The sequence below is a fragment of the Actinomadura soli genome, assembly GCF_005889715.1.
In the GTDB taxonomy this organism is placed as follows: domain Bacteria; phylum Actinomycetota; class Actinomycetes; order Streptosporangiales; family Streptosporangiaceae; genus Spirillospora; species Spirillospora soli.
Genome location: NZ_VCKW01000107.1, coordinates 1 through 21,109 on the forward strand (window position 1 = coordinate 1; position 21,109 = coordinate 21,109).

The window sequence follows — 21,109 nt, forward strand, 5'->3', positions numbered from 1 at the left end:
CCAGCCCCAGCCCCAGGGCCAGGACCCGTCCAGCACCCCTATGACCGGGCCGATGGCCGACCCCCCGGGCGGGGCGAGCGCCGGGGGCGGTTGACGGGGCCAGTGATCAGGATCGGTGACAGGGCCAGGGGCAGTGACAGGGCCAGTCTTCAGCGTCGGTGGCCCGAAGCGGTGGCCCGGAGCGGTGGCCGGGCTGGTGGCCTGGGCTGGCGGGCCGGGCTGGTCCGTCTGGGTGTTGGTCAGGAGGTTAGGCGGACGGGCATGGCTAGGTAGCGGTAGCCGGTGTCGGTCTGTTCGGAGGCGTTCCCGTCGTTCTTCGCGGCTTCCCCCTCCTTGTCGTCGGACGAGTCTTTCTTGTCGGGGATGGCGGTGAGGAGTGCGGCCTTGGTGGGGCCGGCGCATTCGAGGCGGGCGTATTCGGTGTCGATCCCGGCGAGGCCGTCGAGGAGGTACTGGGGGGCGAAGGCGATATCGAGGTCGTCGCCGGTGAGCCGGACTTCGAGGCTCTCGTTGGCGCGGGCGGAGTCGCCGGTGGCGGCGCGGACGCGGACCTCGTCGGCGGTGAACGCCAGCCGGACGGGTGTGCCGCGCTCGGTGACGAGGGCGGCGCGCTTGATGGTCTCGACGAACGGCGCGACGCGGATCTCGGCGACGGACGACCAGGTGCCGGTGAGCCGGGAGCGGTAGTTGATGTACTGGTCGTCCAGGAGGCGGCTGGTCATGCTGCGGCCGCCGCCGGACACGCCGATGAGGGTGTCGGCGACGCCGCCGAGGTCGATCTCGACCTCGGCGCCGCGCCTGATGGACTTGGCGGTGTCGGCGAGGGTGCGGGCGGGAACGACGACGCCCGCGGTGAAGCCGGGGTCGGCGGGCGACCAGGTCAGCTCGCGGGCGGCGATGCGGTAGCGGTCGGTGCAGGCGAGCCACATCGTGTCGCCGTCGATGTCGATCCGGACGCCGGTGAGCATCGGGAGTGTGTCGTCGCGTCCGGCGGCGGGGGTGACCTGGGCGACGGCGGTCGCGAACAGGTCGCCGGGGACGGTGCCGGCGCGGGCGGACGGTTCGGGGAGGGTGGGGTAGTCCTCGACGGGGAGCGTCAGCAGGCCGAACTCGGCGGGGCCGCAGCGCACGACGACCTCCGAGCCCTTCGTGTGGATCTCCACGGGGTGCGGGGGGAGGTTGCGGACGATGTCGGCCAGGAGCCGCCCCGGGACGAGGACGCGGCCGGGCTCCGCGACGTCGGCGTCCTCCCTGGCGCGGGCGGACACCTCGTAGTCGAACCCGGCGAGGCTGAGCTCGCCCTGCTCGGTGACCTCGATGAGCATGCCCGCGAGGACGGGGAGCGCGGGGCGGGCCGGCAGCGTCCGCGCCGCCCAGGCCACGGCGTCGGCGAGCGTCTGCCGGTCGACTCGGAACTCCACTTCGCCTGCCTTTCCGCGACTGCTGGACGGGCCGGGTTTCCGGCCGTGTCACGCACGGTATCCCCGGCCACCGACACTTCAGAAAAGGGCGTCCTCGGTGATCTTGGATTTGCGCTCGAAGTCGAGGAGGTAGCGCTTGCGGTCGAGGCCGCCGCCGTAGCCGGTGAGGTCGCCGGTGGAGCCGACGACGCGGTGGCAGGGGACGATGACGCTGACCGGGTTGCGTCCGTTGGCCAGGCCGACGGCACGGGACGCCGACGGTTTGCCGAGTTCGACGGCGAGCTGCCCATAGGTGGTGGTCTCGCCGTAGGGGATCTCTTGGAGCGCCGTCCATACGCGCTTCTGGAAATCGGTCCCCTGGAGGTTGAGCGGCAGGTCGAACTCGGTCAGGTCACCGGCGAAGTAGGCGGAAAGCTGTTCGGCGACGGTCGCGAAGGGTTCGCTGTCAAGGTCGCCGGGCACGCCGAACGTTTCCTCGGACGGACGATGCCGCTGCAAGTCCATGTACAGGCCGGACAGGCCCCCGTCCAGGGCCACCAACGTCAGTGGGCCCACGGGACTGTCCAGGACGACGTGCGTCGGTTCCATATGGGTTCCTTCCTAGGGTCAGGATGCAGGAAGCAGGTTGATGGCGTGGTCGCCTGTAGCCCACAGGTATTGGACGGCATAGGCACGCCAGGGTCGCCACTGCGCGGCACGTCGCGTAAGCGCCGCAGGCGTTGAGGGAAGGCCGAGCGTCTTGGCGGCGGCGCGAATTCCCAAGTCGCTGGGGATGAACGCGTCCGGGTCTCCGAGGGCGCGCATCGCGATCGACTCAATGGTCCATGGGCCGAACCCCGGGAGGACGGCCAAGCGCGCGCGGGCCTCAACCCAGTCGCTCCCCACACCTAGGTCGATTTCGCCGCTTGCGAGTGCGTCGACAAGGGTCATGAGGGTCGTGCGGCGCGTTTTCGGGAACGCGAGGGCTTCCGGGTCGAGTTCCGCCAACGCGGACGGGGTCGGGAACAGGTGGGTCAGTCCGCCGCCAGGGTCGTCTATGGGGTCGCCGTAGGCGGTGACGAGGCGTCCTGCATGGGTTCGGGCTGCGGCCGTCGAGACCTGCTGGCCCAGGACGGCGCGGACGGCGAATTCAGGGGCGTCCACGGTTCGCGGGACGCGCCGCCCTGGGGCCTTGTCGACGAGCGGGGCCAGGACGGGGTCGGTGCGGAGCTGGTCGTCCACGGCGACGGGGTCGGCGTCGAGGTCGAGCATCCAGCGGCAGCGGCTGATCGCGATGGTGAGGTCGCGCAGGTCGCTGAGGGTGAGCGTGCAGGCGATGTGGTCGGGCTGGGGCCGCAGGGTCGCGATGCCGTGCCCGTGGGGGAGCCGCATGGCGCGGCGGTACGCGCCGTCCCGCCATTCCTCGACGCCGGGGACGGCGGTGGCGGCGAGATGGCCGAAGAGGTTGTCCGGGCAGAGGGGCGCTCGGAACGGCAGCCGCAGCGACAGCGCGCCCGAACCGGCGGGTGGGTGCCCCTTGGCGACACGGTCGCGCAGAGCAGTCGGCGTTAGGGCGAACACCTCACGGACGGTGTCGTTGAAGGCCCGGATACTGGCGAACCCGGCCGCGAACGCGACGTCGCCCATCGGGAGGGGTGTCGTTTCGATGAGGAGCCGTGCCGTCTGAGCGCGCTGGGCCCGCGCTAGGGCGAGTGGGCCGGCGCCCAGTTCGGCGTTGAGCTGGCGTTCGATCTGGCGCGTGCTGTAGCCGAGCCGCCGTGCGAGACCAGGAATGCCTTCACGGTCGACCACGCCATCGGCGATGAGCCGCATCGCGCGGGCGACGACGTCCGCGCGGTGGTTCCATTCCGGTGAGCCAGGGGAGCTGTCAGGCCGGCAGCGCTTGCAGGCCCGGAATCCGGCCTGCTGCGCGGCGGCGGCGCTCGGGTAGAAGCGCATGTTCTCGGGCTTGGGGGCGACGACCGGGCAGCTCGGGCGGCAGTAGATCCCGGTGGTCACGACCCCGATGAAGAACCATCCGTCGAATCGGGCGTCCTTGGCCTGGACGGCCCGTAGACACCTTTCCGCGTCCTCGTGCATGCCCTCCAGCATCACCGATGGTCAGGACATTTCACTGGCGAAAATCCGACATCATCGTCCGGCGGCACCGGCGCTCCGCGCGCCCGGGCATGACGTCCCAGGTAATCGATCTCCGGCTCCTGGCTTGGCAGCGTAGTGGCCATCGCCGGGACGGACCCGGTCGATCAGGTGGGAGTCATGAAATGAGCGACGTTCAGCAGCGGGTCACGGACTACATCGCGATCTGGAACGAGACCGACCCGGCCGCGCGCCGCGCCGCGATCGACGAGATGTGGACCGACAGCCCTGTCTACGTCGATCCGCTGGGCGTCGCCGAAGGACGCGACGCGATCGACGCCTTTGTCGGCGCGGCGCAGCAGCAGTTCCCCGGATTGGTGTTCCGCGTTGCGGGCACCGTGGACGCGCACCACAACGTGGCCCGTTTCACCTGGGAGCTGGGCCCCGAGGGCGGCGAGGCGGTCGCCGTCGGCTTCGATGTGGCGGTCTTCGCCGACGACGGCCGCTTCGACCGCGTCCACGGGTTCCTCGACAAGGTCCCCTCCTAGGACGGTTCAGATTTGGCGGAGGGCGCCGCCGTCCACCGTCCATTCGGCGCCGGTGACCTGTACGGCCAGCGGGGACAGCAGGTAGACGATGACCCGCGCGACGTCCTGCGGTGTGCCGAGCCGTCCGACCGGGAGGCGACGCTCCTCATGGACGAATCGCTCTATGGCCTCCTCCACCGGGAGACCGAATTGAGCGGCGAGCTGGTCGGCGAACCCACCTGGCTCGTCCCACAGACGGGTTCGCGTAGGGCCGGGTGTGACGACGTTGGAGCGGATACCGCAGCGACCGAACTCCCCCGCCAGCGTTTTCGACACCGACAGCAACGCCGTCTTGGACGCCGCATAGTCGACCAGTGGCGTATCGGGGAATCGTCCGGCCTCGCTGGACACGTGCACCATGCTCCCTGCGCCCTGGTCGATGAGTGCGGGCAGCGCGGCCCGCGCCATCCGGACGGCCGCATGGAAGTTCAGCTCGAACGTGGCATGCCATTGGGCGTCGGTCACGTCGAGGAACCCGATCCGGGATTCGAGGGCACCGGCGTTGTTGACCAGGCCGTCCAGCCGCCCGTGCCGCTCCAGCGCGATGTCCACGACGCGCTGGGCGGCGGCAGGGTCGGTCAGGTCGGCGGCGACGCCGCCAGGGCCGCCTAGGGGCTTGCGGGAGACGCCGACGACGTGGGCGCCCTCGTCCGCGAGGAGTCGCGCGGTCGCCGCGCCGATCCCGGCGGACGCTCCGGTGACGATGACGACCTTGCCGCCGAGTTCCAGATCCATGATCAAACCCTTTCGGAAGTGCGGAGGAACGTCCGGACGAGGGCCGCCCCCGCGAGGACGATCGCGACGTTCACGGCCGTCGCCGCGTGCACGCCGCCGAGGACGGAGGTGTTCGCCGTGGCCACGGCGCTCATCACGGGGATCCCGAGCGTGATCGCGACCTGCTGGGTCATGGTGGCGAGCCCGGTCGCGAGGCCCTGCTCGCCGTCCGGCAGCCCGGACGTCGCCGTCCCCATGAACGCGACGATCGCGACGAGGTTCCCGAATCCCCCGACGGCGGTGGCGACGAGCAGCAGCGGGAGCGCGTCGCGCGACTCCCCGAGTCCGAGCAGCGCCACCGTCGCCGCCGCCTGCAGGACGAGCCCGCCGACGAGGGTCGTCCGGCCGCCGAGCCGTCCCATGATCCGGGGCGCGGCGACACCGCCCGCGAACGTCCCGGCGCCGAGGACGCCGAGCGCGAGACCGGTGGCCAGCGCCGAGAAGCCCAGCACCTTCTGCAGGTAGAGCGTCATCAGGAACACCAGGGACGTCTCCGTCGCGAACGCCACGAAGCCGCCCACATTGCCCCAGGTGACCGTCCGCCGCGTCAGGACGCCGAGCGGCGCGAGCGGAGCCGGTGAACGCCGCTCCACCAGCACGAACGCCACGAGCAGCACGGAAGCGGCGGCGAGCGTGCCGAGCGCCCGGGCCGAACCCCAGCCGTGCTCGCCCGCGGACGTGATCCCGTACACCAGGGCGAGGAGGCCGCCCGTCACGGTCACGGCGCCGGGAACGTCCAGCTTCGCCCGGTCCCGCGACCGGCTCTCGGCGACCACGGCCGGGATCACGGCGAGGATCACCGCCGCGACCGGCACGTTGATCAGGAAGGCCCAGCGCCAGCTCAGCAGGTCGGTGAGCACCCCGCCGAGGATCGCGCCCACGGTGAACCCGGCGGACATCAGCGCGCCGCTCAGCCCGAGCGCCCGCGTCCGCAGCGGGCCTTCCGGGAAGGACGTGGTGAGCAGCGACAGGGCGGCGGGTGTGGCGATCGCAGTGGCGAGCCCCTGGAGGACCCGTCCGGTCAGCAGCATCGCCGGTCCCGTAGCGAACCCGCCCACCAGCGACCCTCCGGCCAGGAGAGCCATGCCTGCGAGCAGCATCCGGCGCCGTCCGAACAGATCGGCCACGCGACCGAACAGAAGCGTGAAACCGGCGGCCGGAAGCGCGAAGGCGGTCGCGATCCACTGCAACTCGTCCAGGCCGAAGCCCAGACCCCGGCCGACAACGGGCAGCGCCACGTTCAGGATGGAGAAATCGATGGCGAGCATGAACTGCGCGCCCAGCAGAAGGGTCAATCCCAGCTTGTGCCGCGATGACATCCGCTCGGACGGAGCGGACACAGCGGTGGTGAGTGCCGTCATGCCGTGGACGATCGCCGCGCCAGGGACGGCGACCCAGCCACCGCTCTTTCGTACCACCGCCAGTAGCAGGCTAGAGACCGGCACTAGGCACCCGGAGCCAGAACAAACCTCGCTCCCTGGCGTGAAGGCCGTTCGACCCGCGCCTTTCTAGGCTCGACAGCGTTCAGCCCAAGGTCAACGGGAGGCATCCGTGCGTCGCCAGCTTTCAGTTCTCGTCCTAGCCGCGGTCGGCGCGACCTCCCTGAGCGCGTGCGGCATGGCCTTCGCTTCGACCTTCGATGACGACGCCGCGCTCAACGGCGAAATCAAGGCGGTGCGGATCGACAACATCGATTCGGGCAGCGTGACATTGCGCGGCGGGGCGTCAAAGGCGTCCCTGCACCGGACGGTCGAATACCGCGGGGACAAGCCGACCCGCCAGACGCACCGCGTCGAGAACGGCATCCTGAAGCTCCGCGACTGCGGCAACAACTGCTCCGTGCGCTACACGATCGACCTTCCGGGACGCGTCCCTGTGGACGGCGCCACGGACAGCGGCTCGATCAAGCTGTCGAAGGTGGGCGCGGTGAACGTGTCGACCGATTCGGGCTCCATCCACCTGGACGACGTCGCGGGCTCCGTCAACGCGAAGACGGACAACGGGAAGATCGAAGGGCGCGGCCTCAAGGGCGACGGCATCGACGCCCGGACCGACAACGGGAAGATCACCCTGACTCTGGGGAAGCCGCAGAACATCCGTGCGGTGACGTCGAACGGCGGCGTCACCGTGACCGTCCCGGCGGGCCGCTACCGCGTGTCCGCGCGCACCGACAACGGCGACCGGACGATCGGGATCCCCGACGACGCGTCCGCCCCGCACCGCCTCGACCTGACCACCGACAACGGCGACATCAACGTCAGGCCCGCCGCATAGCCACGGCGCCGTAGCGGACGGCCACCCGCGGCCCAGCGGACGGCCACTGCGGCGTGGCGCGTAGCCTCGGCGGCATGGCGCGGAACCCTGAGCTGGGCGAGTTCCTCAAGTCGCGGCGGGCGCGGCTGCGGCCCGAGGACGCGGGCGTCCCCTCGTACGGGACGCGGCGGCGCGTGCCCGGCCTGCGGCGTGAGGAGCTGGCGCAGCTCGCGGGCGTCAGCGTCGCCTACTACATCCGGCTCGAACAGGGCACGGCCGACGGGGTTTCCACCGAGGTCCTGGACGCGATCGCGCGGGCGCTGCGGCTGGACACCGACGAGCGCGTCCACCTGCACCGCCTCGCGCATCCCCCGCGCCGGACGCCCGTCGCCGGGCCGCCCCGCCTGCGCGCTCCGCTCCAGCACCTGCTCGACTCGATCACCCACGCGCCCGCCTACATCGTCGGCCACCACACGAACGTGGTCGCCTGGAACCGGCTCACCGCCGCCGTGTTCGTCGACCTGGCCGCCGTCCCGCCCGGCGAGCGGACCTGGTCGCACCAGATCCACCTGAACGACGACTACAAGGCGCGGCTCGGCGGCAACTGGCCGGACGTCGCCCGCCGCAACGTCGCCTACCTGCGGTTCCGCTCCGGCCAGGACCCGGACGACCCGCGCCTGCGCGCCCTCATCGGCTCCCTCCGCGACCGGAGCCCCGAGTTCGCGGACCTGTGGTCGGCGCACCACGTGACGGACCTGACGCACGGCGAGGCCCGCATCGACCATCCGCAGGTCGGACGGCTCGTCCTGCCGTTCGAGACCCTGCACCTGCCCGGCGACCCCGACCTCAGCCGGCTCATGCTGTACGCGGCGGAACCGGGCTCGGCGTCGGAGCAGGCGCTGCGGAAACTCGCGGAGACCTCAACCCACCTCTCCAGCGCCGACCTCACAGCCGCGGGCGAGGGCCTCGCGGGCGCGGGCGAGGGCCTCGCGGGCGCTGGTGCCGCGCCCCCAGAGATACCGTGAGCCCGTGGACGAGATCTCCTGGCGGGAGGACGGCCGGGACCAGCGCGTCCGCTGGCGGTCGGAGAGCGGCGCCCCACCGCCCCGCCGCGTGACCATCGCCGACGACCAGACCCGGGCGGACGACGCCTACCGGCTGGCCTGCGAGGGCACCGCGCTGCTGTGGCGCGGCGACTTCCAGAACGCGCGGCAGCTCCTCAACGCGATGGCACGCCGCATAGACCGTCCCCCGACGACACGACGCCGCAAACGCAAGGCGGAACCGTCCCAGGTACAGGCATTCCACCTCTACCGCCAGGCACGTGCCCAGCGCGCGCGGACGCTCGCCATGCTGCTCATACCGTTCGGTCCTGGACACGTGATTCCGCTACGCCGCGCCCCCGACGTCCAGGACGCGTGCACGCAGGTATACGGGCCGGACGACCAGCCATACGTGACGTCCCTGCGCGAACTGCTCGGACTCATCGGCGCCCACGAATGGCGTGACAAGGGCGTCCCGGTTCCCGCGCTGGGCAACGACCGGATACATCCGCACTACGGAGTGTTCTCGCCGGTCAGGGGAGAGTACGTAGACCTGGTCGCCGAGGCACCACTCCCACCCACCACGAGAGCCTTCGACATCGGGACGGGCACAGGCGTCCTCGCGGCCGTCCTAGCCCGCCGAGGTATGGAACGGGTCGTCGCCACAGACCACGACCCGCGCGCGCTTGCCTGCGCCCAAGAGAACGTCAACCGCCTGGACGTGGCGAAGCAGGTCGAGGTCGTCCAAGCCGACCTTTTCCCAGAAGGACGTGCCGGGCTCATCGTGTGCAATCCGCCGTGGCTACCGGCGAAACCCAGCTCGCCCCTAGAACACGCCGTCTACGACCCTGGCGGCCGGATGCTTCACGGCTTCCTCGACGGCCTCGCCGCCCATCTGGAACCGGACGGCGAAGGCTGGCTGATCCTCTCCGACCTGGCCGAACTCCTCGGGCTCCGCACCCGCGACGACCTGCTCGCGCTGATCGAATCGTCCGGCCTGCACGTCGCCGGACGGCTCGACACCAAACCGACGCACCCGCGCGCCGCCGACCCCGACGACCCTCTCCACGCCGCCCGCGCCGCCGAGACGACCACCCTCTGGCGCTTGAGGCAGGCCCAGGCAGGCCCCTGAGGTCGACCTCAGACGTGGCTGCGGTGGGCGCTCTCAGGCCCTATGACCTGCAGGAGTTCGAGGGCCTCGATGGTGGGGCTGCCAGGGGGCGGCGTGAAGACGACCAACCGCTGGTCTTCGGCCGGGGTGAGCAGGGTCTCCGCGTCGAACTCGATCGCCCCGACCTCCGGGTGCAGGACCCTCATGCGGCTGGTGCGGCGCACGGCCACCTCGTGCCGCTTCCAGAGCGCCGCGAACTCGTCGCTGGCGTTGTGTAGGCGCCGGACAAGCGCGGACGCAACAGCGTCATTGCCGCGCCTGGCCACGCTGGCGCGCAGGTCTGCGACGTGCAGGCGGCTGTAGTGGTCGTGCTCGTCCGGCGGGTACGCCTCCCGGACGAACGGGTCCGTGAACCAGCGCCACACTATGTTCCGGTCGCCCGGCTCCACCGTGCACACGCAGCCGAAAAGCGTTTCGGCCAGGACGTTCTGCGCCAGGACGTCCCCGAGGTCCCCGACGATCTGCGCGGGCGTCTCATGCAGCCGGTCGAGCAGGTACAGCAGCCCCGGCCGGACGTGCTCGCCCGCGAACGGCCCCGCGGGCGGACGGTGCCCGGCCAGGACGTACAGATGATCGCGTTCGTCCTCCGTCAGCCGGAGCGCGCGGGCCAGCGCGCCGAGCATCTGGGTCGAAGGCTGCGGGCTCCGCGCCTGCTCAAGCCGCATGTAGTAGTCGGCGGACATGCCCGCGAGCTGCGACACCTCCTCGCGGCGCAGCCCCGGCGTGCGGCGCCTCGGCCCGGCCGCCAGGCCGACCTCCTGCGGGCGCAGCCGCTCCCGGGAACGGCGGAGGAAGTCGGCGAGTTCGCGGCGGTCCATGTCCATACCTTCCATGCTCCGTCATTTCCGGAACCGCAGCCTGGGATCGCTTGTCCTAGCCAAAGCGGTCCGCTCCTCATCGCCGTCCCGCGCGGGCAGCGTTGAGGGCATGACGAACCTGACCGTTGGAAATGCCCGTATCAGCTACCGCACGGAGGGCTCCGGGCCCGCCGTCGTCCTGGTCCACGGCGTGGGCCCCGGCTCGGCCATGTGGGACGGCTGGTCCGCCGCCCTCTCCGCCGACCACACCGTGATCCTGCCCGACCTCGCCGGCTCCGACCCCGCCGAGGACGACGGCTCGCCGCTGACCATCGAGGCCCTCGCCGCCCAGGTCAACGCCGTGATCGAGGACGCCGGGGCCGGACCCGCCGACCTCGTCGGCTTCTCGCTCGGCGCACCCACGGCCGCCGCGGCCGCCGCGCTGCGTCCGGACCTCGTCCGCCGCCTGATCCCTGTCGCGGGGATCAGCCACACGGGCGACGAGTACGTCTGGCAGCTGATCAGCACCTGGCTGGGCCTGGCCGGCGACCCCGACGCCTTCGGACGCCTCGGCACGCTGACCTCCTTCAGCCCCCCGTTCCTCAACGCGATCGGCCACGAGGGCGCCGAGCAGATGCGCGCCTTCATGCAACCCACGGACGCCCGCCTGCGCCAGCTGGATCTCGTCCAGCGTCTCGACGTCCGCGAACTGCTCCCGCGCGTCGAGGCGCCCACGCTCGTCATCGGCTGCACCCGGGACCAGACAGTGCCCGTCGAGAACCACCGCGAATTCGCCCGCGCCATCCCAGGCGCCGAGTACGCCGAACTCGACACCGGCCACGTGACGATGATGGAACGGCCCGACGAATTCGCGAAACTCGTCCGGGACTTCCTCGACCGGCCATAGCGGGACTCACGCCCCGGCCATAGCGGACTATGGAGTGCATGCGCTCCATCGATCAGCAGACCATCCTCATCACCGGTGCGACAGACGGACTGGGCCGCGCGCTGGCCGCCGAACTCGCCGCAGAAGGCGCGACGGTCCTCGTCCATGGACGGGACGACCAGCGCGGTAAGGCGACCCTGCGGGAGATCGGCGGCCGCGCGTCCTGGTACCGCGCCGACCTGTCGTCGCTGGCCGAGACCCGCGCGCTGGCCGAGGCCGTACGCGCCGACCATCCCCGCCTGGACGTGCTGGTCAACAACGCCGGAATCGGCAACGAAGGCCCGCGCCGGGAAAGCGCGGACGGGCACGAGCTGACATTCCAGGTGAACTACCTGTCCGGATACCTGCTCACCCGGCTCCTCCTGCCCACCCTCATCGCGTCGGCTCCGGCGCGGATCGTCAACGTCAGCAGCCTCGGCCAGCGCGCCATCGACTTCGACGACGTCATGATCACCCGCGGCTACAGCGGGACGCGGGCGTACTGCCAGAGCAAGCTCGCGCAGATCCTGTTCACCATCGACCTCGCCGCCGAATTGGCCGGGACGGGCGTGTCCGCGAACGCCCTGCACCCGGCCACCTACATGCCGACGAAGATGGTCTCCTCCCCGATAAGCACGCTCGAAGAGGGAGTGCGCGCGACGCACCGCCTAATCACAGACCCCGCCCTGGACGACGTTTCAGGACGCTTCTTCAACGGCCTCAAGGAAGCCCGCGCGAACGCCCAGGCATACGACGCCGAAGCCCGCGCCCACCTCCGCACCCTCTCCGAAGAACTCACCTCCCCCTAGGCCAGGGGGCCGAGACGCCGAACGCGCACAAGATTGCGGACAGCCTTCCCACCTTGCTCGTCCGTGTATTCGGCGACCTGCACGTAGCCGTGTTCGTCGTAGATACGTCCGAGTTCGGGGCTCCCCGCCCAGTGATCCAGGGCCAGGGCAGGCGCACCAAGGGTTCTGGCGAGGTGCTCGGCGTGGGCCAGCAGGACCGAGCCCACGCCGCGCCCGTCCGGGCCACGGTCGGTCATCACGGTGTGGATGAACATCGAGCCTTCGGGGACCACCCCGGCGGGGACGCGCGGCGAAGCACCAGGCGCCGCGGCCATGAGCCCGACGCAGGCGCCACCCCTTTCGGCGATGGTGATGACGCCTTGAGACGTCCAGTCGGCGACCCTGTCGGGGAATCCCGGCTGCTGCGAGAACGGCACCGTTCCCCACTGCTCGGGCCGACCTTGGGCCACCAGCCACTTCAGGACGGAGTCCATCAGCGACAGCAGAGCTGGAACATCGCTCTCCGTCGCCTGACGCAGGTGCAACGGGTGTTCTGGCACGACCGCCCCCTCGGGGTTAGACTCGACGACCCAGTTGATTTAACTTTCTAAGGATTAGATTGTCAAAGGAACTGAGGGCCGGTGCCATCGCCAGGGCGGTCCAGGAGCTCCAGGACGCCACCGACCTGATCGACGAGCTGGCGGCCAGGCGCTTGCGCGTCAACCGCACCGACCTGCGCTGCCTGAGCCGGCTGACCGCCCGGGGCCCGCTCACCGCGAGCGAGCTGGCGGCCGCCGCCGGGCTGACCGGGGGCGCGGCCACCACCGCCATCGACCGGTTGGAGCGGGCCGGTCTGGCCCGGCGAGTCCGCGACGAGGCGGACCGGCGGCGCGTCCTGGTCCACCTGACGGACAAGGCCGACCAGCTCAGCCAGGAGATCTGGGGACCGATCGTGACCGACGCCCTGACCGAGCTGCACAGCTTCACAATCGCCGAATTCGAAGTCATCGAGACGTTCCTGCAACGCGCGCTGGACAACCAGACCCGCCACGCCGACCGCCTGCGCTGCTCATCACCACGCTGACCCGGCTGGTCGACCACGCGAAGAACCACCGCCGCCAAATCCATTTCTCACCGTTGGAACGCCCAACATAAGCTGGGCGGCCCGACCCGAGGAGCCGCCCATGCCACCTGCCATCCGCCTCGTCGAACTGCCCCGATCCGCCATGAAAGCGCTGCTCGACGATGACCTGGCAGGCGCGAGCGCCGCCGCCGGAATCCCGCTCACCGACTACTTCATCACCGACGAGGCGAAATTCCTCTGGCGATTCCGGCTGGGCCAGCTCGCCCGCGAACCGGAGCACGCGCGCTGGATCGTCCGCGCCGTCGTCACGGAACCGGAGGGCGTCGTCGTCGGCCACGCGGGCTTCCACGGCGCGCCGAACTCCAGCGGAACCGTCGAGATCGCCTACTCCGTCGATCCGGCCCACCGCCGCCGCGGCTACGCGAAGGCGATGCTCGCCGCCCTGCTCGACCGGGCCGCGTCCGAACCGTCCGTCACGACGGTCCGCGCGTCGATCAGCCCCGGCAACGCCGCGTCCCTCGCCACGATCGCAGGCCACGGCTTCATTGAAGTCGGCGAGCAATGGGACGAGGAAGACGGCCGCGAACTGCTCTACGAACGCCCCGCCCGCTGACCCCTACCCGGGAGGAAAGCGGTCGATCTCCCTTTCCCAATGCTCGTTCGCCCTTCCCGTCCGCTACGCAACTCGTCGGCCGGGACGACTCCTCCGATGTCCATACCGTCCTTTACTACGACTCGCGTGGCGTGTCGCGCGTCTACCAGATGACGTTCGAGGGCGGCCTCTGGAAAATGTGGCGGGACGCGCCGGGCTTCGACCAGCGGTTCTCCGGGAAGTTCGGCGACGACGGCCGCACCATTCAGGCCAGCTGGGCGAAGTCGCTCGACAACGAGACCTGGGAACACGACTTCGACCTCATCTACACGAAGGTCGCCTGAACGGTTACCGTTCCGCGCGCACCGAGAGGGCGTGGTGGAAGACGTTGCGCGGATCGTACTTCGCCTTGATCTGCTGAAGACGCGGATAGTTGTCCCGGAAATACAGCGTGTGCCAGGGCGCGCCGTGGTTCCATGCCGGGTCGGCGAGGTCGTTGTCCGGGTAATTGATGAACGCGCCGTCGCCGGGTGCGGGGACGCCGCCCGTGTCGGCGAAAAGGTCGCGGTACAGCTCGCGCAGCCAGGTGATGTGCTTGGCGTCGTCCTTCGGGTCCTCCCAGCCGTTGACGAAGAACAGCTTCATGATCGTGTCGCGGTGCGGCGCGGCCGTCGCGTCCGGGGCGGCCGTGTTGACCTTGCCGCCGAAGGTGTAGAGGCTCAGGGTGCCGCCCGGGTGGTCGTAGTCCGACCTGGTCAGATGATGGTGCAGGACGTCGATCTGCCGGTCGGTCAGGCGGCGGCGCAGATATCCCGACTTCACCTTCAGCCGGTACGCGGGGCCGGGGTCGCCGGGCGAGCCCGCAAGCGCGGCGGCCAGCCACGGCTGCGTCTTCACCTGGCGGGACGGGGTCGCCGGCACACCCTCGTTGATCGCGGCGAGGTGCTCGTCCAGCAGCCGCTGGGCGGTGCCGGGCGGGGCCGCCACCTGTCCGATCATGCCGAGCTGCCCGATCGGACGGCGGTTGAGCTGGATCTCGCTGTACAGCCTTGCCGCCGGGGAGCCGGGGGAGCTGTTGCGCTCCACCCACCGGCCGTGGTTGCGGACGAGCCGGGCGAACGCGTCCTGCGTGAAGTCCCGCCAATCCCACGTGATCGTGAAGCTCAGCATGGTCGGCGGCGGCGCGGGCAGGAGGCGGGACGGATCGTCGCCGCGTGCGCCCGGCGTCCGGAACCAGTAGCGGGTGACGATGCCGAAGCTGCCTCCGCCGCCGCCGGTGTGGGCCCACCACAGGTCGCGGTTCGGGTCCGTCCGTTCCCTGGTGGCGATGACGCTGCGGGCACGGCCGCGTCCGTCCACCACGACCACTTCGACGGCGTAGAGGTGGTCGACGGCCAGGCCCATCATCCGTGACAGCGGCCCGAAACCGCCGCCCAGGACGTGCCCGCCTGCCCCGACCGTGGGGCACCACCCCGCTGGGACTGTCACACCCCACCCCAGGTAGAGCCTGCGGTACGCTTCCCCCAGCGACGACCCGGCCTCGACGGCGAAGGCGCGGCGGCGTGGGTCGTAGTAGACGGCCGCCGCTGCCGGGCCCGCTCCGGTGATGGGGACGGCGAGGCCAGCCGCCGTCACCACCAGGCCGCCCCGCAACACGTTCCTTCTGCTCTGCTCCACCATGCGCGCTCCCAAGTTCGGATGATCCCGAAACTAGAAGCGCGCACGGCGACGGGCAGTAGGCCGAACACCACAACCGGGGTAGAGCTACACCCCGATCGACCCGGCGGCGCGACCTTGATCAGGTGGGGGGCGTGGGCGGCGAGCTGATCCAGACGGCGATCTGGGTGCGGGAGGTGAAGCTGAGCTTGGTCAGGATGTGCTCGATATGCGAGTCCACGGTGCGCTTGGAGATGACCAGCCGTTCGGCGATCTCCCGGTTGGTCAGGCCGTCGGCGAGCAGCGCGGCGACCTCCTGCTCTCGTGGGGTCAACGCGTCGAGCCGCTTGGCCGGTGGCTCGGGTTGCGGTGTGCCCGGGTCGGCAGGCTCGCCCCGGGCGAACGCGATCGTCTCGGTGAGCGACATGGCGGCGCCGCGGCGCATCGCGGACTGCAACGCCGCTTCCGGCACTTCCTCCTGGAGCCTGGCGTGGATGAGCTTCACGAAATTCCGGGTGAACACCCGTGCCCCGCCCGGTGCGTGGTGCCCCCGCCAGCGTCGTGCCCGGCCGCCGAGCAGCACCGCCGCCCGCTCGTTCTCACCGAGGTCGGCGAGGCAGGCGGTGACCACGTCCAGCGCCATCGCGAAGCCGAAGAGGTCGTTCAACCTCTCCTTGATCCGCAAGCACTCGGAAAGATCGTCGAGGCCGCCCGCCGGGTCCCCGCTCATCCTGCGCGCTTGCCCGCGGACGCTCAGCAGGTAGGACCTGACGAACTGCTCACCGCACGCCTGACTCTCACTCAGCCCGTCCTCGGCGAGGGCCAGCGCCTCCTCTGCACGGCCGTCGAAGCACAGGGCCCAGGCCCACACCGCGTAGCCGAACAGCGAGAACAGGTCGGGCCGGTCGGCCTCGGCGAAGCGCTGCCGGCTGTCCATGGAGGACGCCACGGCCGCCCGCAGGTCACCGGCCTGGCCCTCGACGACCGCCCGGACCTCCAGTGCCTGCCCGGCCAAACCGGGATCGTCCAGCTTCTCGGCCAGGGACGAGAGGGAGGTGGACATCGGCCGGGCCACGTCCACCTCCCCGAGCAGTCCGGCCATCAAACCCGCGCCCGTCAGGACCCGGCCGTGATCGAGATCCGGTTCCAGCGACAGGTTCAGCGCCCGCCGATGCCAGCTCAGTCCCTCGCCGAACGAACCCGTCGCGAGCCAGTAGGGCTGGAGCGCGATCACCAGCCGCCTGGCGAGCACCTCCTCGCCGGGCGCGCTCAGCGCGTGCCCCAAGGCCACCCGCAGATTGGCGTTCTCGGTGCGGAGCCTGGTCACCCAGTCGAGCTGGCGCGGACTGAGCATCTCGGACGCGGCGCGTTCGGCCAGCGCGAGGTAGTGGTCGCGGTGCCGTCCCGCCAGCCGGAGGCGCACGTCCGAGTCCGCCAGGCGCTCGAAGCCGTATTCGCGAATCGTGTCGAGCATCCGGTAGCGGACACCGTCCTGTTCGCAGATCACGATTGATTTCTCCACCAACCGGCCGAGCACGGTGACCACCTCGTCGGCGGGCAGCTCCGCATCGGCGCACACCTGCTCGGCCTCGGCGAGGTCGAAGGTGGCGGGGAAGGCCGCCAGCCGGGCCCACAGCAGGCGCTCCGGCTCCGTGCACAGCTCGTGACTCCACTCCACGGCCGACCGCAGCGTGTGATGCCTTCCGCGTCCCGGACGGGTGGTGCCCAGCAGCCGGAACCGATCGTCCAGGCGGGTGGCGAGCTGTTCGATGGACAGGTGGCGCAGCCGCACCACCGCCAATTCGATGGCCAGGGGAATGCCCTCAAGCCGGCGGCACAGCGTGGCGACGACCTGCTGGTTGGCCTCGGTGAGCCGGAATCCGGGCGCCATCGCCTCCGCCCGTTCGAGGAACAGCGTCACCGACTCGCAGCCGGTGATCGGCGCGTCCTCGCCGGGTGACTCCATCGGAGCGACCAGGACGATGTGCTCGCCCATCAGTTCCAGGGGCTCGCGGCTGGTCGCCAGGATCCGCAGTCCGGGGGCGGCCCGCAGCAGGACCTCGGCCAGCATGGCGCAGGAGTCGACCACGTGCTCGCAGGTGTCCAGGACGAGAAGCATCCGCTGGTCGGCAAGTTGCTCGGCCAGCCGGTCGGCCGGGTCCCCCGACGCGTGGTCGGGCAACCGGAGTGCGTCCGCGACGTTACGGGCCAGCAGCCCAGGCTCGCGCAGCCCCGACAACTCCACCAGCCAGACGCCGTCGGGGAAGGCGTCCCGCGCCTCGTCCGCGACGCGCACCGCCAGCCGGGTCTTGCCGACACCGCCCACTCCGCACAGCGTGACGATGCGCGATCGCTCCAGCGCCCGCTTGACGTCGACCAGCTCACGCCGCCGGCCGACGAACCTGCTCACCTCCGCGGGAAGATTGCCGGTTCCACGCACCAGCGCAAGCTCCGTCACGGCCACCTCGGCTTCGCCTCCTAGGAGAGCCGCTCAGTCTAGGACGCATGTGCGCACAATGACCGACCAATCACACAACGCGATCTGCCCGGAAGTGGTTCAGCCCGCGGCGGCTTTGAGGACGGCTGGGCGCAGATGGGCGTAGGCCCAGGCCGCGAGTGTCGTGGGCGTCGTGGTGACGACGTCGCGCGGCTGCTCGGGGACCAGGTCGCGGGTCCCGGCGGACATGCCGACGATGCCCTCCACGGCGCCCGGACTCAGCCCGGCGGAGCGCAGCGCTCCCCGGACGTCGTCCTCGCCGACGACGTCGAGCCGGATCGTCCGGCCCAGCGCCTCGGTGAGAACGGCCGCGACCTGCTGGAACGTGAGGTCCTCAGGGCCGTGGACGCCCTGGATCTCGTGGCCCTTCCAGTCGTCGTTGAGCAGGCGTGCGACGACGACGTCCCCGATGTCGCGCGGGTCGACCCACGCCATGGGCACGTCGGGGTGGAACGGCGTGGTCAGAACGCCGCCGGCCAGGCCGTCCAGGTCCATGAGCAGGTTGGTGAAGAAGTAGGCGCAGCGGAGGTGGAGCGTGTCGGCGCTGGTGGCGTCGAGCCGCTCCTCGATCCGGGCCAGCCCGTCGATGTGCCCGGCTCCGTGACGCTTCTCCGCGCCGACACTGCTCAGCAGGACGACGCGTGCGACGTCCCCGGCCTGGGCCGCCTCGATCAGCGGGTCGGCCGTGCGGTCGGACGTCTCGATCGGGTCCTCGGACGAGTGCGGGGTCGGATCGACCCAGAAGACCGTCCGCGCACCGGCCGTCGCCTCGCGCACGAACGCCGCGTCGGTCAGGTCGCCGCGCCTCACGTCGACGCGGTCGCGGGTGGCCGCGTCCAGCCGCCCCGGGTCGCGGACCAGCACCCGCGGCCGGACACCGGCCTGCAGCAGCAACCGCACCACGCGGGACCCGACATGCCCGGTCGGAGTGGTGACGACGATCATCATTTGGTACCCCCTTGTGTTCGTACTGGTCCCCAGAACCTACGAACCAATGCGGACACCACCTGACCGCGTTCAGTACCTATTCGGCCGGGTCCGGGTGGGCGTCGAGCCAATCCTTCCCTCGCTTGCGCGACGCTTGGGACAGCCACGCGTCCTGGACGATCTCGGTCAGCTCCCGCAGCGTGAGCTCACCGATCCGGCTCGCCCGCAGCAGCACCGACCGGTGGCCGTTGAAATGCGGTGTCGTGAAGAACGGCGACGACTCGTCCTGGACCAGCGCGAGCTTGTCGGACTCGGACGGGACCCAGAACACGATCACGTCCGGGTAGCGCTCGCCGGTGTCCGGATCGACCGCGTCCGGACGGGGCGTGCGGAAGAACACGAACGACTTGCCGCCGACCTGGTAGACGGGGTTCTCGCCCTTCCCGTGCTCGACCGTGACGTGCGGCATCCCCAGGGCCAGCTCATGGACGTCCTCGACCCTGGCGCGGCGCGTTCCTACCGACATACCAGCAGCGTAGACCTGCCTGCCCGGCGCCTAGCCGCCGTCACTGACCGCTCGCGGTCGACCGGTCACCACCACTTCCGCCACCGCAGAGGCGCAGAGTGCTTTCCAAGCACAACGCCGCCGCCTCATCGGCGGTGAGGCGTCCATCGGTGACTTCCGCCGCGGCGGCGTGCTGGAGTCCGATGACGGCGGCGGCGAGCCAGGCGGCGGGAGGCGAACGGTCGAAGTCGCCCGCCGCCTGGCCTCGCCGGATGAGCCGCTCGAGCCGCGGCGGGACGACGTCGTGAGGGTCGTTGGTCTTGGGACGCGGGATTCCGGTCAAGGTCGGGTTCAGCACCAGGGGATAGCGGTCGATGAACCGCCACCCGGCGTCCAGGAGCCGGGCCAGCGCGTCGGCGGGCGGGGCGGTGTCGAGGCCGGCGTCGTCGAGCAGGGCGACGACCTGACCGGATACGAGAACCTGACCGTCCTCGGCCGCCTGCACGGCCTGTCCCGCGCCGCCTGCCGGCGGCGAGCCGGCGACCTGCTCAGCGGCTTCGACCTGACCGGCGCGGCCGACCGCCCGGTCGGCGGATACTCGGGCGGGATGCGCCGCCGCCTGGACCTCGCGGCCGGCCTGATCGTGACCCCTGACCTGCTGTTCCTGGACGAGCCGACCACCGGGCTCGACCCGCGCGGCCGCGGCCGGGTGTGGGAGCTGGTCCGCCGGATCGCCACGGCCGGCACCACCGTCCTGCTCACCACCCAGTACCTCGACGAGGCCGACCAGCTCGCCGAGCGGATCGCGGTCATCGACCGGGGCCGGGTCGTGGCCGAAGGCACCAGCGCCCAGCTCAAGTCCCGAGTCGGCCCGGGCACGCTGCACGTCCGGCTCCTCGACGGCGATCAGCGTCCGCGAGCGCACCAGGTGCTGGCCACCGCCCTGGACGGAACGGTCCGTCCAGCGGCCGATCCCCTCGCCCTGTCCATCCCGCTACCGACCGGCCGGACGGACGTGGCCCGCCTGATCGGCCACGCCATGACCCGCCTGGCCGACGCACAGGTAGCGGTCGCCGAAGTCACCCTCGGCCAGCCCACCCTGGACGAAGCCTTCCTAGCCCTGACGGCCACCACCGACCAGGAGGACGTGAGCGCATGAGAAGCCCGGCCGCCGTCTCGCACCCCGCCGTAGCGGAGACCCACCAGATCGACCTCCTCCTCGCCGCGACCCGGCCGCGCCGCCGCCCCCGGGCGCTCACCGCGTCCGCGACCTTCGGCCGCCGCGCCCTGCTCAAGATCAAGCACGACCCCAAACAGCTCGTGGACTCGGTGGCCATCCCGATCCTGTTCACCGTGCTGTTCACCTATCTGTTCGGCGGCGCCGTCAGCGGCTCGCCCGGCGCCTACCTCGAACACCTCCTGCCCGGGACGCTGAGCATGAGCATCGCCATCGTCACCATGTACGGCGGCGCCCGCCTCGCACAGGACGTCACGACCGGAGTCTTCGAACGCCTCAGCTCCCTGCCCGTCTGGCGCGGCGCCTTCGTGCTCGGCGGCCTGCTCAGCGACGCCGCCCGCTACCTGTTCGCGTCCGCCATCGTGGTCGTCCTCGGACTGATCATGGGCTATCGGCCGGACGGCGGTGCACCGGGCGTGCTCGCCGCGGTCGCGGTGATCGTCGCCTTCGGGCTCGCCCTGTCCCTGCTGTGGGCCGCGGTGGCGCTGCTCGTGCGCGACCCGGCCGTCGTCATCAGCATCGCCAACGTCGTGCTCATGCCGCTCTCGTTCGCCAGCAACATCTTCGTCGAACCCGAAACCATGCCCGGCCGGCTCCGGACCTTCGTCGACGTCAACCCGCTCAGCCATGTCGCGACCACGGCCAGGGACCTGATGAACGACACCGGCGGCACCGGCGGATCACTCGCCTGGACGCTCATCGCGACCGCCGCCCTCACCGCGATATGCGCCCCGCTCACCCTCCGCCTCTACGCCAAGCAGCACTGACCCTCTACG

At 70.9% G+C, this 21,109-nt stretch carries 23 protein-coding genes; 11 read left to right on the forward strand and 12 right to left on the reverse strand.

Going from position 1 to position 21,109, the window contains the following annotated elements; genetic code table 11:
* Window positions 1–239: 239 nt before the first annotated feature.
* From dnaN to ETD83_RS21060, 3 genes are all read right to left on the reverse strand, one after another.
* Window positions 240–1,421, reverse strand: a complete 1,182-nt coding sequence (gene dnaN, locus ETD83_RS21050; RefSeq protein ID WP_138646854.1) for a DNA polymerase III subunit beta — start codon at window positions 1,419–1,421, stop codon at window positions 240–242.
* A 78-nt stretch (window positions 1,422–1,499) separates the two neighbouring features.
* Window positions 1,500–2,009: a methylated-DNA--[protein]-cysteine S-methyltransferase gene (locus ETD83_RS21055; protein WP_138646855.1), complete on the reverse strand. Its 510-nt coding sequence runs from the start codon at window positions 2,007–2,009 to the stop codon at window positions 1,500–1,502.
* 18 nt (window positions 2,010–2,027) lie between these two features.
* On the reverse strand, window positions 2,028–3,500 hold the full coding sequence (locus ETD83_RS21060; protein WP_138646856.1) for an AlkA N-terminal domain-containing protein: 1,473 nt from the start codon (window positions 3,498–3,500) through the stop codon (window positions 2,028–2,030).
* A gap of 182 nt (window positions 3,501–3,682) precedes the next feature.
* On the opposite strand from ETD83_RS21060, the gene ETD83_RS21065 reads away from it, so the two are divergent.
* A complete protein-coding gene (locus ETD83_RS21065) occupies window positions 3,683–4,045 on the forward strand; it encodes a nuclear transport factor 2 family protein (protein WP_138646857.1) in 363 nt (120 codons plus the stop codon).
* A 6-nt stretch (window positions 4,046–4,051) separates the two neighbouring features.
* Here ETD83_RS21065 and ETD83_RS21070 read toward each other — a convergent pair whose 3' ends face one another.
* Together ETD83_RS21070 and ETD83_RS21075 are read right to left on the reverse strand one after the other, a co-directional pair.
* A complete protein-coding gene (locus tag ETD83_RS21070; protein WP_171064353.1) occupies window positions 4,052–4,819 on the reverse strand; it encodes an SDR family NAD(P)-dependent oxidoreductase in 768 nt (255 codons plus the stop codon).
* A 2-nt stretch (window positions 4,820–4,821) separates the two neighbouring features.
* A complete protein-coding gene (locus tag ETD83_RS21075) occupies window positions 4,822–6,219 on the reverse strand; it encodes an MFS transporter (RefSeq protein WP_138646859.1) in 1,398 nt (465 codons plus the stop codon).
* A gap of 256 nt (window positions 6,220–6,475) precedes the next feature.
* Between ETD83_RS21075 and ETD83_RS21080 the strand changes: the two genes are divergently transcribed.
* The 3 genes from ETD83_RS21080 (at window position 6,476) to ETD83_RS21090 (ending at window position 9,286) form a co-directional block, all read left to right on the forward strand.
* Entirely contained in the window at window positions 6,476–7,132 is a 657-nt protein-coding gene (locus ETD83_RS21080; RefSeq protein ID WP_138646860.1) for a DUF4097 family beta strand repeat-containing protein, read from the forward strand.
* A gap of 74 nt (window positions 7,133–7,206) precedes the next feature.
* Window positions 7,207–8,136 carry a helix-turn-helix domain-containing protein gene (locus ETD83_RS21085; protein ID WP_138646861.1) on the forward strand — a complete coding sequence of 310 codons (930 nt, stop codon included), beginning with the start codon at window positions 7,207–7,209 and terminating at the stop codon, window positions 8,134–8,136.
* 4 nt (window positions 8,137–8,140) lie between these two features.
* Window positions 8,141–9,286 carry a methyltransferase gene (locus ETD83_RS21090; protein WP_138646862.1) on the forward strand — a complete coding sequence of 382 codons (1,146 nt, stop codon included), beginning with the start codon at window positions 8,141–8,143 and terminating at the stop codon, window positions 9,284–9,286.
* Window positions 9,287–9,294: 8 nt separating this feature from the next.
* Here ETD83_RS21090 and ETD83_RS21095 read toward each other — a convergent pair whose 3' ends face one another.
* Window positions 9,295–10,149, reverse strand: a complete 855-nt coding sequence (locus ETD83_RS21095; protein WP_138646863.1) for a helix-turn-helix transcriptional regulator — start codon at window positions 10,147–10,149, stop codon at window positions 9,295–9,297.
* A gap of 103 nt (window positions 10,150–10,252) precedes the next feature.
* Here ETD83_RS21095 and ETD83_RS21100 point away from each other — a divergent pair, with 103 nt between their 5' ends.
* Both ETD83_RS21100 and ETD83_RS21105 read left to right on the forward strand, forming a co-directional pair.
* Complete coding sequence (locus ETD83_RS21100) at window positions 10,253–11,029, forward strand: alpha/beta fold hydrolase (protein ID WP_138646864.1); 777 nt, start codon at window positions 10,253–10,255, stop codon at window positions 11,027–11,029.
* Between the two features lie 38 nt (window positions 11,030–11,067).
* Window positions 11,068–11,856, forward strand: a complete 789-nt coding sequence (locus ETD83_RS21105) for an SDR family NAD(P)-dependent oxidoreductase (RefSeq protein WP_138646865.1) — start codon at window positions 11,068–11,070, stop codon at window positions 11,854–11,856.
* On the opposite strand, the gene ETD83_RS21110 is transcribed toward ETD83_RS21105, so the two are convergent.
* Window positions 11,853–12,329, reverse strand: a complete 477-nt coding sequence (locus ETD83_RS21110; protein ID WP_138646866.1) for a GNAT family N-acetyltransferase — start codon at window positions 12,327–12,329, stop codon at window positions 11,853–11,855. The genes ETD83_RS21105 and ETD83_RS21110 overlap by 4 nt on opposite strands.
* A gap of 125 nt (window positions 12,330–12,454) precedes the next feature.
* Here ETD83_RS21110 and ETD83_RS21115 point away from each other — a divergent pair, with 125 nt between their 5' ends.
* The 3 genes from ETD83_RS21115 (at window position 12,455) to ETD83_RS21125 (ending at window position 13,855) form a co-directional block, all read left to right on the forward strand.
* Window positions 12,455–12,919 carry a MarR family winged helix-turn-helix transcriptional regulator gene (locus ETD83_RS21115; RefSeq protein ID WP_171064354.1) on the forward strand — a complete coding sequence of 155 codons (465 nt, stop codon included), beginning with the start codon at window positions 12,455–12,457 and terminating at the stop codon, window positions 12,917–12,919.
* 100 nt (window positions 12,920–13,019) lie between these two features.
* On the forward strand, window positions 13,020–13,532 hold the full coding sequence (locus ETD83_RS21120) for a GNAT family N-acetyltransferase (protein ID WP_205717794.1): 513 nt from the start codon (window positions 13,020–13,022) through the stop codon (window positions 13,530–13,532).
* Between the two features lie 131 nt (window positions 13,533–13,663).
* A complete protein-coding gene (locus ETD83_RS21125) occupies window positions 13,664–13,855 on the forward strand; it encodes a hypothetical protein (RefSeq protein WP_138646868.1) in 192 nt (63 codons plus the stop codon).
* A 4-nt stretch (window positions 13,856–13,859) separates the two neighbouring features.
* Here the strand turns inward: ETD83_RS21125 and ETD83_RS21130 are convergent, their stop codons facing one another.
* From ETD83_RS21130 to ETD83_RS44670, 5 genes are all read right to left on the reverse strand, one after another.
* Window positions 13,860–15,191 carry a BBE domain-containing protein gene (locus tag ETD83_RS21130; protein WP_138646869.1) on the reverse strand — a complete coding sequence of 444 codons (1,332 nt, stop codon included), beginning with the start codon at window positions 15,189–15,191 and terminating at the stop codon, window positions 13,860–13,862.
* 118 nt (window positions 15,192–15,309) lie between these two features.
* Window positions 15,310–17,625: a helix-turn-helix transcriptional regulator gene (locus tag ETD83_RS21135; RefSeq protein WP_230421055.1), complete on the reverse strand. Its 2,316-nt coding sequence runs from the start codon at window positions 17,623–17,625 to the stop codon at window positions 15,310–15,312.
* A gap of 99 nt (window positions 17,626–17,724) precedes the next feature.
* Entirely contained in the window at window positions 17,725–18,612 is an 888-nt protein-coding gene (locus ETD83_RS21140) for an NmrA family NAD(P)-binding protein (RefSeq protein ID WP_138646871.1), read from the reverse strand.
* 76 nt (window positions 18,613–18,688) lie between these two features.
* Window positions 18,689–19,117, reverse strand: a complete 429-nt coding sequence (locus tag ETD83_RS21145) for an MmcQ/YjbR family DNA-binding protein (protein WP_138646872.1) — start codon at window positions 19,115–19,117, stop codon at window positions 18,689–18,691.
* Between the two features lie 40 nt (window positions 19,118–19,157).
* The gene (locus ETD83_RS44670) at window positions 19,158–19,601 is read right to left on the reverse strand and encodes a hypothetical protein (RefSeq protein WP_230421058.1); all 444 of its coding nucleotides are present in this window, start codon (window positions 19,599–19,601) and stop codon (window positions 19,158–19,160) included.
* Here ETD83_RS44670 and ETD83_RS21150 point away from each other — a divergent pair.
* Both ETD83_RS21150 and ETD83_RS21155 read left to right on the forward strand, forming a co-directional pair.
* The gene (locus ETD83_RS21150; RefSeq protein ID WP_329602920.1) at window positions 19,596–20,255 is read left to right on the forward strand and encodes an ATP-binding cassette domain-containing protein; all 660 of its coding nucleotides are present in this window, start codon (window positions 19,596–19,598) and stop codon (window positions 20,253–20,255) included. The genes ETD83_RS44670 and ETD83_RS21150 overlap by 6 nt on opposite strands.
* Window positions 20,252–21,100, forward strand: coding sequence for an ABC transporter permease (locus ETD83_RS21155; protein WP_138646873.1), 849 nt, complete (start codon window positions 20,252–20,254; stop codon window positions 21,098–21,100). The genes ETD83_RS21150 and ETD83_RS21155 overlap by 4 nt, the downstream gene beginning before the upstream one ends.
* Window positions 21,101–21,109 lie beyond the last annotated feature (9 nt).